Origin of the sequence: Actinomadura meyerae (genome assembly GCF_900188445.1) — a bacterium.
Classification (GTDB): Bacteria; Actinomycetota; Actinomycetes; order Streptosporangiales; family Streptosporangiaceae; genus Spirillospora; species Spirillospora meyerae.
On sequence record NZ_FZOR01000028.1, the window covers coordinates 60,068 to 73,046 of the forward strand.

Genomic DNA, 12,979 nt, shown 5'->3' on the forward strand with positions numbered 1-12,979 from the left:
GCGTCCCCTGGGGCCGTCGTTGCGGCTTCTTTACTTGAGCTTCTTGCCGGCGGACTGGAGGTGCTCGGCGGCCTCGGTGACGCGGGCGGCCATGGCGGCCTCCGCGGCCTTGCCCCACGAGCGCGGGTCGTACTGCTTCTTGTTGCCGACCTCGCCGTCGACCTTCAGCACGCCGTCGTAGTTGCGGAACATGTGCTCGGCGACCGGGCGGGTGAACGCGTACTGCGTGTCGGTGTCGATGTTCATCTTCACGACGCCGTAGGAGACGGCCTCGCGGATCTCCTCCAGCGACGAGCCGGAACCGCCGTGGAAGACCAGGTCGAACGGCTTGTCCTTGCCGTACTTGGCGCCGACCGCGTCCTGGATCTCCTTGAGCACCTCGGGGCGCAGCTTGACGGAGCCCGGCTTGTAGACGCCGTGCACGTTGCCGAACGTCGCCGCGAGGATGTAGCGGCCCTTGTCGCCCACGCCGACGGCCTCGGCGGTCGCGAGCGCGTCGCCCGGCGTCGTGTAGAGCTTCTCGTTGATCTCGTTGGCGACGCCGTCCTCCTCGCCGCCGACGACGCCGATCTCCATCTCCATGATGATGCGGGCCTTGGCGCACTGCTCCAGCAGCTCGGCGGCGATCTGCAGGTTCTCGTGCAGCTCGACGGCGGACCCGTCCCACATGTGCGACTGGAACAGCGGCTCCTCGCCGCGGGCGACCCGCTCCTGGGAGATCTTGATGAGCGGGCGCATGAACCCGTCCAGCTTGTCCTTCGGGCAGTGGTCGGTGTGCAGGGCGATGTTCACCGGGTACTTGGCGGCCACGACCCGGGCGTACTCGGCCAGCGCGGTCGCGCCGGTGACCATGTCCTTCACCGTGGAGCCGGACAGGTACTCGGCTCCGCCGGTGGACACCTGCACGATCCCGTCGCTCTCGGCCTCGGCGAAGCCGCGCAGCGCGGCGTTCAGCGTCTGGCTGGACGTCACGTTGATCGCGGGGAAGGCGAAGCCGTCCTGCTTCGCACGGTCGAGCATCTCCGCGTAGACCTCGGGCGTTGCGATGGGCATTGTCAGCGTCCTTTCATACGCAGCGGTGCCGCCGGGCGTCCCGCCGGGCGGTAGCACCCGGTCCTCCGCGTACCCGGGCGAGCGCCCTGGTCACGCGTTTTCCGGGTCGGGCATGCCGTCCACCCCCAGTATCCCGCCTCTACGGAGCGGGTTGAAAGGTACGCTCGCCGTGTGGATCTCACGACCCTTCCCCTGAACATCACAGAGTGGCTGCACCCCACCGCATGGTTGCAGCTCTTCGGCACCTTCGCGACGATCGGCGTGCTCGCCATCATCTTCGCGGAGACCGGACTGCTCTTCGGCTGCATCCTTCCGGGCGACTCGCTGCTCTTCACGGCGGGGATCCTCACGGCGGTCTCGACCGTCAACGGGCAGGAGTTCCAGCCCCTGTCGCTGCCCTGGCTGCTGGTCGGCGGCCCGGTCGCGGCGGTCGCCGGCGCCCAGCTCGGCCACTGGCTCGGCGCGAGATACGGCCGCAAGCTGTTCGACCGGCCCGACTCCCGCATCTTCAAGCAGGAGTGGGTGGAGAAGGCCGAGCACTACTTCAACCGGTTCGGCCCCGCGAAGGCGGTGGTGCTGGCGCGGTTCATCCCGATCGTCCGCACGTTCCTGAACCCGCTCGCCGGCATGCTCGGCATGGACGCCAAGCGGTTCTTCATCTGGAACGTCGTCGGCGGCGTGCTCTGGACGGACGCCCTGTTCCTGCTCGGCCACTTCCTCGGTTCCGAGGTCCCGGACATCGAGAAGTACATCCTTCCGGGCGTCGCGGTGATCCTCATCCTGTCGGTGATCCCGATCATCCGGGAGGTGCTGAAGGGGCGTAAAGCGGACCACGGTCCAGATAAGAATGGTCCCGAAGAGTCACGTCCGTCGCTCAGCGGTGACAGTTATCGCTAACCTCCCCATGTGGGACGTCATCGGTCGGACCCTAGGGGTCTCGCGCGCATACTGATCGCGGCATTGGCCGTGGTGGCCGCCTTGGCCCTTCTCGTGGTCGGCGGCATGGCCCTGGTCAATGCGATCACGGGCGAACCCGACCAGACCGGGCCGTCGACGGCGGCCTCGCCGTCGAGCGGCAAGGCGACCCCGAGCCCCGACGAGAAGACGACGCCCGCGTCCGACGTCCCCCTGGTCATCAGCGTGACGGGCCAGCCCACCAACGTCGTGGTCCGCGTCGCCGACACCGGCGGCAAGGTGCTGACGAACACCACGCTCAACACCGGGGACACGCTCAAGTACGAGCAGGCGCCCCTTCAGGTCGTCGCCGGCAACGGCGGCTCCCTGAAGGTCGTCATCTACGGCGAGGTGCAGCCGCGCAAGGCCGCCGGCCAGCGCGGCCAGTGGTTCGTCAAGGCGAAGAACTGACCCCTCAGCCCAAGCCGAGGTCCGCGACGTCGTAAGGGTGGCGGTAGACGAGCCCCTCCTCGGCGATCCGCCCGGCCGCGCCGCGCTCCAGGATCGTCGCGACCGCCACGACCTCCGCGCCCGCCTCCCGCAGCGCCTCCACCGCGGTCAGCACGGACCCGCCCGTGGTGGAGGTGTCCTCGACCGCGAGGACGCGCCGCCCGGCGACGTCCGGCCCTTCGATGCGGCGCTGCAGCCCGTGCGCCTTGCCCGCCTTGCGGACGACGAACGCGTCCAGCGCCCGCCCCCGCGCCGCCGCCGCGTGCAGCATCGCGGTCGCCACGGGGTCCGCGCCGAGCGTGAGCCCGCCGACGGCGTCGTACTCGAGGTCGGCGGTCTCGTCCAGCATGACCCGCCCCACCAGCGGCGCCGCGGTGCCGTCCAGCGTCACCCGGCGCAGGTCCACGTACCAGGACGCCCGCTTGCCCGACGACAGCACGAAGTCGCCGTGCACCACGGCCTTGTCCTTGATCTTCTGCAGCAGCTCGTCACGATCGCTCACGCTCAGAGCCTATTGACCTGTACCCGCGCCCTGGCGCCGCGGTCCTCCCGCGCGCGTGTAGGTTCGGCGGCGTGACTCCCGGAACCGTCGTCCTGCTGCACGCCCCGCACGCCACCGCGGCCTCCTGGGGCGATCTGCCGGAGATGCTCCGCTCCTACGGCCTGGACGTGGTGGCGCCGGACGTCCCGGACGAGACGGGCCCCCGCTACATCGCCCGCGTCTCCCTGATCATCACCGCGACGGCCCCGACCCCGCCGCTCGCGCTCGTCGCCCACGGCGCCGCGGGCCCCCTGTTGCCCGGCATCGCTCTGGCGCAGCGAGCCGCCCACCGCCCCGTAGCGGGCTACGTCTTCGTGGACGCCGACCTCCCCCGCCGCGGCCAGCACGACCACGCCGACCCCTCAAACGACCTCCCGCTGGCCCCAGATTGGCCTGAGGCGCCCTGCGGCTACCTCCAGACCCATTCGGACCGCACAGCCTCCCCCAACCACGCGGAAGCCCTCAGAGAGGCGCACCTACGCGGCTGGCGCACAACAACCCCCGAACCCCCCACCACAGTCGCCCAGTCCCTAAGCGAACTGATAACCGAGCTCTAACACCCAGACCAACAACCCCAGCCCCCATCACGGGCAGGCGCGCGGAGTGAGCGCTAGCGAGCGCAGCGGGCATGCCCGCCGAGCCGGGCGACCGCAGCGACACGTCGGGAACTCGCACGGTCGTAGCAAGCCGCACCGTGGCGTGAGGATCGACCGGCTCGCAACGGGGGTTCCAGGGGGTCGCCCCCCTGGGCCAGCAACGGGCAGGCACGCGGAGTGAGCGCTAGCGAGCGCAGCGGGCATGCCCGTCGAGCCGGGCGACCGCAGCGACACGGTCACAACCCGCACGGTCACAGCAAGCCGCACCGTGGCGTGAGGATCGACCGGCTCGTGACGGGGGTTCCAGGGGGTCGCCCCCTGGGCCAACACAGTCACGCGTTTTTTAGTAGATCATCCAGCAGTGCGTCGTAGTCGTCCTCGCTTCTGCCGAGGTCCACGCGGGCGCGGTAGCGGAGGCGGAGGAGGGCTTCGAGGCTGTCTTCGGCGATGGCGGCGTCGTCGGGGCCGGGGGTGAGGGTGTCGGCGTCGGGGGCGGGGGCTTCGTCGGGGCCGCCGCCCATGCCGGTGCCGACGGCGCGGTCGCGGATGGCGAGGACGACGTCGGCGCCGCTGGTGGCCCATTCGTGGGCGCCGGTGGCGTCGCCCTGGGCGTAGAGCACTTCGGCGACGGCGCGGTACACCTCGGGGTCGCGGGGGCTGTCGGCGCGGATCTGGTCGAGGAGGGTGCGGGCCTCGTCGGCGCGGCCCAGTTCGAAGAGCGCGTCGGCGAGGTAGGCGCGGGGGTCGCCGTAGGTCTCGCCGCCGTCCTCCATGGCCCTGCGGTACAGCTCGGCGGCTTTGGCGTGGTCGCCGGCGTGCTGCCACTGCTCGCCGGCCCGCAGCAGGACGTTGGCGCGTGACACCCCACCGGAGACCGACTCGGCCAGCTCGGACAGCCGGCGTGCCGCCGAGATGTGATCGCCGGTGCGCAGGGTGTCGAACTCCAGGTCGTCGAGATCGTCTTCCGTCACATGCGTCACGCTTCAACGCTACCCGGCGCCGCACGGCCGAAGCGGGCGAATCGACGATGATCGTCGAATACCGCCGCGTACCTGTCAGCTCACCTGCGGGAACGTTCTAGCGCGTCCCAGAATCCGCGGCGCAGGGCGTGCCGGACCTCGTCGTGCAGGAGGAAGTCGATCGGCAGGGAGGAGCCCTGGAGGAGCCGCGCCTCGAGGTCGGACGGCATGCGCGGTTTGCGGGCGAGGACGGCTTCGAGCCACAGCGCGGGCGCGTCGCGGGCGACGGATTCGCCGAAGTCCTGGCCTTCCTGGTGGGCGGACTTCACGGCGTCGGCGAGGGTCGGGGTGCTCTGCGCCGGGACGGGGAGTTGCTGCGGCCCGGTGTAGGGGCCGTGCTGGCCGGTCGGCTGCTGCGACGGAAGCGTCTGCGGCGGAGGAGGCGGGGACGGCGCGGGGATGGGCGACGAGGAGTACTGCGGCCCGGTGTTCGGCGGCGGCGCGGGTGAGGGCGCGGGCGGTGCGGAGGGGGCCGGGGCGGAGGGGGCCGGTGCCGAGGGCGCCTGGGTGGAGGACGGCCCGGACAGGGGGGACGGGCCGGTGGTGGAGGCGGGCTGAAGCGGGGCCTGCTGGCCGCCGGTGCCGTAGGACGATCCGCCGAGGCCGCCGCCGGAGCCGCCGGGCAGCGACATCGGGCCGGTGGTGCCGCCGCCGGAGCCGCCGCTCAACCCGCCGGTCATGGCGGGGCCGAGGTCGCGGACGGACGGCATGGGCGGCGCGGAGGAACTCGGGACGGGCGGCCCGGTGACGGGTGACGAGGGCGGTGGTCCGCTGTGCGCGGCCGGGGCCAGGGGGCCGAGGGAGCCGCCGTGGCCGTTCCCGCCGCCGCCGTGCCCGTTGGACAGGGGGCCGGACCCGAGGGAGGAGCCGGACGTGCCGTCCATGCCGGCGAGCAGGTTGACGTAGGGGCGCAGGTGGCCGGACCCGATCTCGATGAGGTCGTCGCACTCCTGCCGCAGCACCCGGGAGATCGTCCAGTTGCCGTCGACGGCGACGTGCACGACGGTGACGCGGACGCCGAGGTCCTGGGCGTCGGTGACGATCTGCGCGAGGTCCTCGTCGCCGCTGACCAGGACGGCGTCGGCGAGCGCGCCGTTGCGGGCGAGGGTCATCAGGTCGCGGTGGATCTCGGTGTCGACGCCCTCGCGGCGGCCGGGCCGGACGCGGCCGAGGCGCAGCTTGAGGCCGGGGAGGTCGGCGAGCGCGTCGTGCTCGGGCGTGCGGCGGCCCTCGACGGTCGCCTCGTACCAGTAGCAGCGCAGCAGCGGCATGCCCGTGCGTTCCCTGGCGAGGTTGCCGAGGAGTTGCAGGAGGCCGCCGAAGTCCCAGGAGACCGTTTCGCGATGGCGCGTGCCGTGCACGGCCATGGCACCGTCCGCCAGCAGATAGCCGGCGTCAACGAACAGCGCGCAACGATCCATGCGGCACCGTCCTTCCTCAACACGGGAGCCCGCAGCGTGCCCACTCGGCGTAGCGACCCCGGGCGCTTATAGCGTAGTGAAGCCCTGCAGCCCAGTAGGCCAATACGGCGATTCGCCACTCTTTCATGACGACCCGCCCGTTGGCGACTCCCCGGTAACTATGAAATGGGAGCCGCGGCCGGACGCTACCAGCCGTTTCGCGCCGGCCCGGCGCTTCCGGCGGATCTTTACGGGAAGAAGCAGCTCACGGGTTCGAAACCGGTATCCGAACCCTACTCGAAACCTTTCCGGAACTCGCGCGTTGTGGTCGCTTGACCACAGACGGTCATACATTTCGGACGCGTTTTCCTTTTGCCAGGCCGCGGGCGGGCGGCGGGCGTGTCAGGTGATGCGGGCGCGGCCCATCTCGCTGAGGCGGCCGTCGTCGTGCGGACTCTCCCAGCGCACGTTGCAGTCGCGCCCCGACACTTCGACCGTCGCGATGGCGTTGTGGAACCAGGGGCCCTCGGTCATCCGCCACCGCAGGGGCGGGGCGGGCACCTTCGCGAGCTTCGCCAGCAGCCGGAACGGGGCGCCCGCCGCCCGCGAGTACGCGATGCGGTTCGCCCACCTGAACCTGCCCTGCAGCGGGTTCCGCAGCGGCGAGCAGACGATCTGGGACACCTTCGACTGCGTGCCCGGCTCGGTGACCCGCGCCAGGTAGGAGTAGTGGATGTCGCCGGACAGGAAGGAGATGCTCGCCGGCGCCGGGCCGCGCTCGCCGCGTCCGACGGCGACGACGTCGGCGGCCACGTCGCGGAACGACTCCTCGAACGCGGCCCAGTGCTCCAGGTCGGCGGCCTGCCTGATCTTCTCGCCGACCGCGGCGCCGCGCTTGCCCCAGGCGCCGCCGGCGACGGCCTCGTTCCACGACTCGGCGTGGTGGATCGCCCTGGGCAGCAGGTAGGGCAGGGAACTGGCGATGAGCAGGTGGTCCATGCCGCCCTGGCACTGGCCGTCCAGCCAGTCGAACTCCTCGTCGTCGAGCATCCCGCGCCGGTCGGCGGTGAGCAGCCGCGAGCACCGGCTGTCGACGACGATGAGGCGGGTGCCGCCCCAGTCGTGGGCGTAGCTCCAGCGCATGCTGGCGGGTTCCTTGTCGGCCCGCTCCGCGAACTCGTCCAGCACGGCCCCGGCGTCGCCCGTCGTGTCGGACGCCTCGCGCAGCGCCGCGAACAGCGGGTCGGACGCCCGGTCACGCGGCGACATGTTCCCGAGGTGCTGGTAGATCCAGTACGAGCCGATCCCGCCGGTGATGCGGTCCTTCCACCAGGGCTGCGACCACATCTCCCGGCGCCAGGCGTAGGAGGTGTTCCAGTCGTCCCGGATGTCGTGGTCGTCGAAGATCGTGAGGGTCGGGACGGTCGACAGCAGCCACCGGACGGCCGGGTCGCCGTGCCAGGCGAGCTGGTAGAGCTGCGTGTAGTCCTCGAAGTCGGCGGCCTCGTCGGCGGGCTGGTCGTCGGGGCCGCGCCGGCCGCCGATGAACGCGCGCATCTCGTCGCTCAGCTCGTCGGCGTACACCTGGTCGCCGACCATGAGCAGGATGTCGGGCCAGGCGACCGCGTCGCCGCCGGTCCGCAGCCGCTCGGCGAACGCGGCGAGCGCGTCGTGCCCGAACTCCGCCACGGTGCCGGGCGAGCGGCGGCAGGACCCGAACGAGATCCGCAGCCGGCCGCTCTCGTCCAGCGTCCGGAGCTGGGAGGGCGGGAAGCCGTCGTCCTCGGGCCAGACGGTCTCGCCGTCGGTGCGCACCTCGTAGGGGATGCGCGAGCCCGCCGGGAGCCCGTCGACCTCGACGAGCGCGTAGTGGTGGCCGTGGGCGGTGAACGTCCGGGCGGACGCGTCGACGCCGTGCACCTCGTTGACGACCCGGACCTCGCAGGGCCGCTCGGTCTCCACCCAGATGGTCGCGGTGTGGTGACTCACATGCCGGAGATGTGGCCCGAGTACCAATGCGCTCATAGGACGTCTCTCTAGCGGACGGGACCCTGTCGCGTCCACCCGGTGCCGAGCGTCTCGGCCTCCTTCTCGGGCGCCAGGCCCACCACTGGACGGTCCGGGCGCTGCGGTGCGCTTCCGCCTATCGACTGGAGCCAGTCCCAGGTGTCGGCGACCGTCTCCTGGACGGGCTTGCAGCGCAGCCCGGCGGCGAGGGCCTTGTCGACGTTGGCTTTGTGCAGGGTGTCGTGGGCTTCGCCGGGCGGAAGCCAGATGGGAAGGTCCGTCCATGGCTCGATGCCCGCGTCCAGGATGGTCTCGGGGGGCGTCCAGACGAGGTTGGCCTTGGAGCCCGTTACGCGGATGCAGGCTTCGAGCAGCTCCTCCATCGTCGTGTGGGCCGGTGGGCTGACCAGGTTGTAGGGGCCGCCCAAGCCTCGCTCTGCGGCGTCCAAGGTCCAGGTGGCCAGGTCGCGTACGTCGCTGTACTGCAAGCCCAGGTCGCGTGGGCCTGGAGCCAGGACGTCACCGCCTCGGGCTATGCGGTTCAGCCACCACGGCAGGCGCCCGATGTTCTCGTACGGCCCCAGGATGAGACCGGCCCGCACCAGCAGCGCCTTGTCACCGAAGGCGTCGAGTGCAGCGAGTTCGCCGCCTCGCTTCGCGGCGGCGTAGTCGACGTCACCGGCGTCCGGAGAGCCGTCCACCACGGCCGCCTCCTCGGTGAGGCCGGGCGCCGTGGGGAACCGGTAGACGGAACGGCTGGATATGTAGGCATACCGCTCGACCCGATCCGCGAGCAGGCGAGCGGCGTCGCGCACGGCGGACGGTGCGCCCGACCAGGTGTCGACCACCGCGTCCCACTCGCCGTCCGCCAGGGCCTTGAGGCCGCCGCCGGCGGTGCGGTCGCCGTGCAGCGACCGCGTCCCGGCGGGCGGGTCGTGGCGTCCGCGGTGGAAGACGGTCACGTCCCAGCCGCGCGCGAGGGCGTCCTCGGTGATGGCCCGCCCTACGAACTCTGTCCCGCCCAGCATCAGAAGCCTCATGCGGAGAACTTTGCCTTCTGTACGTTCCGTACGGAATGCCCTCACGCTCACAGCGGAACCGCCCCGCCCCCGAGGAGTCGTGCCGGTCCCCGCGGGGTCGTGCCGGGCGGTTGCGGGTGGGACGGAATCGGCCCGGACGGGCAGGCCGATTCTGCCGCGACGTCGTGAAAACGGGCCTGACCATTCTGCATACGCGACGGTATTCATACCCCGATCGGGGGATGTCGACTTAATTCGACTAATAGGTGTTGCAGGGTGGAAAGTTGTCGCTACGGTCGAGTTCCTGCAACTCTCATTCGGTGGGGGAATGAGTGCGGATCGACGACTGCCTTGCCATGATGATGACGATTCCGGGGGCCCGGCGGGTGACGCTGGTGGACTGCGCCAGCGGGCTCGCCGTGGCGGCGGCGGGCCGCGAGGACATCGTCGACCAGCACGAGGACGCGGCCGGCACGACCGACGTGGTGCGCGCGGTGCTGGAGTCGCCGGCGCTCAGCGCCACCGCGGCGGGCGACGAGGTCCAGGAGATCATCGTGTGCGGCGCGGCCGGATATCACCTCTTGGTCCTCTCGGGAGCCGACCTGGACGGGCATCTCTTCGTCCATTTGCTGCTCGACCGGGAGAACGGCAATCTCGCGCTCGCGCGGCTGCGCATGCAGAGCCTCGTCGGCGAAATGGCGGCCGGGTGACATGGGCGGCGACATTCGCTCCGTGCTCGGCGCGCTGGAGCGGGAAAGGCGCACCGGCGTGCTGCGGGTGGGCGGCGACGGCGCGTTCCATCTCGCCGCCGGGGCCGTCGTCCGCGCCGAGAGCAGGCACGTGCCCGGCGCCGGCGAGCTGCCCGGCGGGCCCGACCCCGGGCTGCCGGCGCTGCTCGCGCTGTTCGACGCCGCCTACTTCCTGCTCGCCTCGCCGGCCGAGCCGGAGTTCGCGGAGGAACCGGCGCGGCGGGCGGACGGCGCGCCGCGGATCGGCGTGGCGACGCTCGTGCACGAGCAGCGGCGGCGCCGCGCCCGGCTCGACGCGGCCTGGCCGGGCGGGGACGTCGATACGGCGCCCGTCGTGCCGGTCCGCCGGGTGCGGCGGCAGCGCGTCATCCTCACCGGCGTCCAGGCGGAGATCCTGCTCAACGCCGACGGGCGCCGCACGCCCGCGCGGCTGGCCCGCGACCTCGGGCGGACGGCGTTCGGCTGCCTGCTCGCCGTCCGCGGCCTGGCCGCGGCGTCGCTGGTCGAGACGGCGCCGGTGGAGTCGCCGCCCATGGAGCCGGCGCGATCCGTGAACACGTCCCCGCGGGGCTGGGAGGACGGGCCGGTCGAGTGGGCCGCGCCCGATCACGCGCTGCTCGACCGGTTGCGGGCGGCGCTGGTGGAGCTCGGCTGACCGGACGACCGGTGAGACGACTGATCGAAAGGCTGGCGAAGGTGGCGAAACGAGCGGGGACGGGGACCGCGGCGCGGGTCCCCGAGGCCGAGGTGGCGGCGGAGCTGCGCGCGCTGCGGGCGCGCGTCCCGCAGCTCACGGGCAGCCTGGTCGCGTCGGCGGACGGGCTGCTCGTCGCGCACGACCTGGCCGCGGACGTGGAACCGACCGGGATGGCGGCGGTGACGGCGACGGGCCTGTCGCTGGCGCACCGGATCGCGCTGACCGCGCACGGCGGCGCGTTCCACGAGGTGGTGATCCGCGGGGTGGACGGCTACGTGGTGATCTACGCGGCCGGCCCGACCGCGTCCCTCACCGTCCTCGCGGAACCGACCGTCAACGTGGGGCGGCTGCATCTGGAGTCGCGCCCGGTCGCGCGCGCCATCGCCGCCCATCTCTCGACCCCGCGCCGAAGGCCATGACACCGGCCCGACGACAGGCACCACAGGCACGACAGGCACGACGACAGCAACGACGAAGGGATAGCACGTGTCCAACCTCGACCTCTCGCTGAAGGACATGATGACGATCGACGGGGCGATCGGCGCCGCCGTCGTCGACTACAACAGCGGTATGGCGCTCGGGCACCTGGGCAGCTCCAAGGCCCTCGACCTGCAGGTCGCCGCCGCCGGGAACACCGAGGTGGTGCGGGCCAAGCTGCGCACCATGGAGCAGCTCGGCCTCAAGGAGGAGATCGAGGACATCCTCATCAGCATCTCCAGCCAGTACCACGTCATCCGCCCGGTGACCGGCCGCAAGGGCAAGGGCCTGTTCCTCTACGCGGCCCTCGACAGGTCCCGCGCGAACCTGGCCCTGGCCAGGCACCGGCTCCGCGAGATCGAGGAGAACCTGGAGGTCTGACGCAGACGGGCCCGTCCACCGGCGCACACCCGGTGGACGGGCCACCCCGTCATGGGCAGGGGTCGTCAGGCGTTGAGGAGGCGCAGCATCTGGCTGATCTCCGCGCTGCGCGACTCCACGACGCGCTTGGCGAACGCCTTGGCTTCGGGGTTCGCGCCCTTGCTCTGCTCCGTCCGGGCCATCTCCACGGCGCTGCCCTGGTGGCCGATGAACAGGTTGAGGAAGGCGGGCTCGAAGCCGCCGCCCTTCGTCTTCCGCAGGGTGCTGATCTCCTTGGCCCCGGTGGCGGGTGCGGCGCCGTGGTGCAGGTGCGTCTGCGCCGCCGCCTTGGACGTGGTCGGCTTCGACCACTTGCCGAGCCACGCCTTCATGAGCTTCAGCTCCTCCGACTGCGTCGCGTCGACGGCGGCGGCGAGCGTCCGGACCTCCTTGCGCGGGGCGCGCTCGGCGGCAAGGCGCACCATCTCCAGGCCCTGCTGGTGGTGGGCCACCATCATCTGCAGGAAGACCACGTCCTCGTCGTTGTAGCCGGAGGCCGGGGCGCTGGAGGCCGCGCTCGCCGCCTTCGTCTTCGCGGGCTCGCCGTTGCACGCCGTCAGCAGGACGGGTGCGGCGAGGGCCGCGGCCAGCAGGAGCGCGCGGCGACCCGCCGTCACAGCGGCAGCCACAGGGCGAGGGTGAACTGCGACGGCTCCCAGCCCTGGAGCGCCGTGTGGCCCTGGCGGCAGCGGAACCGGGCGCCGTTGAAGGACACGACGTCGCCCGTCTTGTACGTTTCGCCCGCGCGCCACGTCCCGCCGGCGGTGGGCTCACCGGTCGCCGCGGGCGGGCGGCTGCTCGGCGGCGGCGCCGGTGCGGTCGGCGCCTGCGTCGTCGGGCTCGGCGCCGGTTCCGGCTCCGTGGTGGGCTCCGGCTGCGAACCGCCGCCGCCACCGTCGCCCCCGCCGCCGCCCACGTTGAGGTCTATGCAGCTGTAGAACGCGTTCGGGGTGTCGCCGATGTTCCACACGGCGAGGACGGTGCGCTTGCCCGGGAACTTGCTGAGGTCGACCTTGTGCGTGACGACGGCGTCGGGCTGCTGGTTGCCGCCGTCGAACGTGGCGACCTTGGTGTTTCCGATGAAGTACTCCCAGTTGGACGTGCGGTGCCGCGCCGTGAACACCCACCGGAAGTCGACGCTGGTGCCGACGGACGCGGCGGGCCAGTTCCGGCTCTCGTCGGCGAGGACGGCGAACTGGCTCAGCCCGCCGTCGCAGCTCTTGAGCCCCTTCGGGCCCTCGACGCTCTGCGGTTCGAACTGGATGGGGCCGCAGTCGGGGACGGCGCCCGTCGCGCACAGCGCCTGCCGGCTCGGGGGAGCCGAGACGTAGCCGTGCGCCGAGGCGGGGGCGGCGACGAGCACCGGCGCCGCGACGGCCGCCGCGGCGGCGAGGGGGTAGGCGACGGACCTGCGCATGAGGAACTCCTCCAACGGTCGTCCGCGGCCGCCGGATTTCGGCGTGCCGCAATGCCGTCGGACGCTAGCGGGGGAATCCCTAAAGAAACTTTAATAATTCTCGAAGGGACCGTGAAGGTGCCTCCCACCGCAGGTCACGGGCCCGCACGCTGGAGACGCGAACGGGCCGGCGCGGTGTGC

At 71.9% G+C, this 12,979-nt stretch carries 15 protein-coding genes; 7 read left to right on the forward strand and 8 right to left on the reverse strand.

The genetic code is table 11. From position 1 onward, the window contains the following. Positions 1-30: 30 nt before the first annotated feature. On the reverse strand, positions 31-1,053 hold the full coding sequence (gene fbaA / locus CHF16_RS25790) for a class II fructose-bisphosphate aldolase (protein ID WP_089328720.1): 1,023 nt from the start codon (positions 1,051-1,053) through the stop codon (positions 31-33). Positions 1,054-1,224: 171 nt separating this feature from the next. On the opposite strand from fbaA, the gene CHF16_RS25795 reads away from it, so the two are divergent. Next, positions 1,225-1,950, forward strand: a complete 726-nt coding sequence (locus CHF16_RS25795; protein ID WP_089328721.1) for a DedA family protein — start codon at positions 1,225-1,227, stop codon at positions 1,948-1,950. A gap of 72 nt (positions 1,951-2,022) precedes the next feature. Next, positions 2,023-2,418 carry a RodZ domain-containing protein gene (locus CHF16_RS25800; protein ID WP_245869217.1) on the forward strand — a complete coding sequence of 132 codons (396 nt, stop codon included), beginning with the start codon at positions 2,023-2,025 and terminating at the stop codon, positions 2,416-2,418. 4 nt (positions 2,419-2,422) lie between these two features. Here CHF16_RS25800 and pyrE read toward each other — a convergent pair whose 3' ends face one another. Beyond that, positions 2,423-2,959, reverse strand: coding sequence for an orotate phosphoribosyltransferase (gene pyrE, locus CHF16_RS25805; protein ID WP_089328723.1), 537 nt, complete (start codon positions 2,957-2,959; stop codon positions 2,423-2,425). 71 nt (positions 2,960-3,030) lie between these two features. On the opposite strand from pyrE, the gene CHF16_RS25810 reads away from it, so the two are divergent. Continuing rightward, positions 3,031-3,555 (forward strand): lipase family protein, encoded by a 525-nt coding sequence (locus CHF16_RS25810; protein ID WP_089328724.1) that lies wholly within the window; start codon positions 3,031-3,033, stop codon positions 3,553-3,555. A 371-nt stretch (positions 3,556-3,926) separates the two neighbouring features. Here CHF16_RS25810 and CHF16_RS25815 read toward each other — a convergent pair whose 3' ends face one another. The 4 genes from CHF16_RS25815 to CHF16_RS25830 all read right to left on the reverse strand — a co-directional run bounded on the left by CHF16_RS25815 (position 3,927) and on the right by CHF16_RS25830 (position 9,060). Beyond that, positions 3,927-4,574: a tetratricopeptide repeat protein gene (locus CHF16_RS25815; RefSeq protein WP_245869220.1), complete on the reverse strand. Its 648-nt coding sequence runs from the start codon at positions 4,572-4,574 to the stop codon at positions 3,927-3,929. Positions 4,575-4,654: 80 nt separating this feature from the next. Further along, positions 4,655-6,034, reverse strand: a complete 1,380-nt coding sequence (locus tag CHF16_RS25820; protein WP_089328726.1) for an NYN domain-containing protein — start codon at positions 6,032-6,034, stop codon at positions 4,655-4,657. Between the two features lie 381 nt (positions 6,035-6,415). Next, a complete protein-coding gene (locus tag CHF16_RS25825) occupies positions 6,416-8,038 on the reverse strand; it encodes an alkaline phosphatase D family protein (protein WP_089328727.1) in 1,623 nt (540 codons plus the stop codon). Between the two features lie 11 nt (positions 8,039-8,049). Beyond that, the gene (locus CHF16_RS25830) at positions 8,050-9,060 is read right to left on the reverse strand and encodes an NAD-dependent epimerase/dehydratase family protein (protein WP_089328728.1); all 1,011 of its coding nucleotides are present in this window, start codon (positions 9,058-9,060) and stop codon (positions 8,050-8,052) included. Positions 9,061-9,371: 311 nt separating this feature from the next. On the opposite strand from CHF16_RS25830, the gene CHF16_RS25835 reads away from it, so the two are divergent. The 4 genes from CHF16_RS25835 (at position 9,372) to CHF16_RS25850 (ending at position 11,343) form a co-directional block, all read left to right on the forward strand. Then, positions 9,372-9,749, forward strand: coding sequence for a hypothetical protein (locus tag CHF16_RS25835; protein WP_245869225.1), 378 nt, complete (start codon positions 9,372-9,374; stop codon positions 9,747-9,749). 1 nt (position 9,750) lies between these two features. Continuing rightward, positions 9,751-10,443: a hypothetical protein gene (locus CHF16_RS25840; protein WP_089328729.1), complete on the forward strand. Its 693-nt coding sequence runs from the start codon at positions 9,751-9,753 to the stop codon at positions 10,441-10,443. Positions 10,444-10,484: 41 nt separating this feature from the next. Beyond that, positions 10,485-10,904, forward strand: a complete 420-nt coding sequence (locus CHF16_RS25845; RefSeq protein ID WP_089328730.1) for a roadblock/LC7 domain-containing protein — start codon at positions 10,485-10,487, stop codon at positions 10,902-10,904. A 97-nt stretch (positions 10,905-11,001) separates the two neighbouring features. After that, positions 11,002-11,343 (forward strand): hypothetical protein, encoded by a 342-nt coding sequence (locus tag CHF16_RS25850; protein WP_425427512.1) that lies wholly within the window; start codon positions 11,002-11,004, stop codon positions 11,341-11,343. A gap of 65 nt (positions 11,344-11,408) precedes the next feature. Here CHF16_RS25850 and CHF16_RS25855 read toward each other — a convergent pair whose 3' ends face one another. After that, on the reverse strand, positions 11,409-12,011 hold the full coding sequence (locus tag CHF16_RS25855; RefSeq protein ID WP_218826838.1) for a DUF305 domain-containing protein: 603 nt from the start codon (positions 12,009-12,011) through the stop codon (positions 11,409-11,411). Continuing rightward, entirely contained in the window at positions 11,996-12,799 is an 804-nt protein-coding gene (locus CHF16_RS25860; protein ID WP_089328769.1) for a lytic polysaccharide monooxygenase, read from the reverse strand. The genes CHF16_RS25855 and CHF16_RS25860 overlap by 16 nt, the downstream gene beginning before the upstream one ends. Positions 12,800-12,979 lie beyond the last annotated feature (180 nt).

Coding starts and splice junctions, on each gene's coding strand:
- fbaA (WP_089328720.1), bottom strand. CDS start 1,053: ATGCCCATCGCAACGCCCGAGGTCTACGCGGAGATGCTCGACCGTGCG.
- CHF16_RS25820 (WP_089328726.1), bottom strand. CDS start 6,034: ATGGATCGTTGCGCGCTGTTCGTTGACGCCGGCTATCTGCTGGCGGAC.
- CHF16_RS25825 (WP_089328727.1), bottom strand. CDS start 8,038: ATGAGCGCATTGGTACTCGGGCCACATCTCCGGCATGTGAGTCACCAC.
- CHF16_RS25830 (WP_089328728.1), bottom strand. CDS start 9,060: ATGAGGCTTCTGATGCTGGGCGGGACAGAGTTCGTAGGGCGGGCCATC.
- CHF16_RS25840 (WP_089328729.1), top strand. CDS start 9,751: ATGGGCGGCGACATTCGCTCCGTGCTCGGCGCGCTGGAGCGGGAAAGG.
- CHF16_RS25850 (WP_425427512.1), top strand. CDS start 11,002: ATGATGACGATCGACGGGGCGATCGGCGCCGCCGTCGTCGACTACAAC.
- CHF16_RS25860 (WP_089328769.1), bottom strand. CDS start 12,799: ATGCGCAGGTCCGTCGCCTACCCCCTCGCCGCCGCGGCGGCCGTCGCG.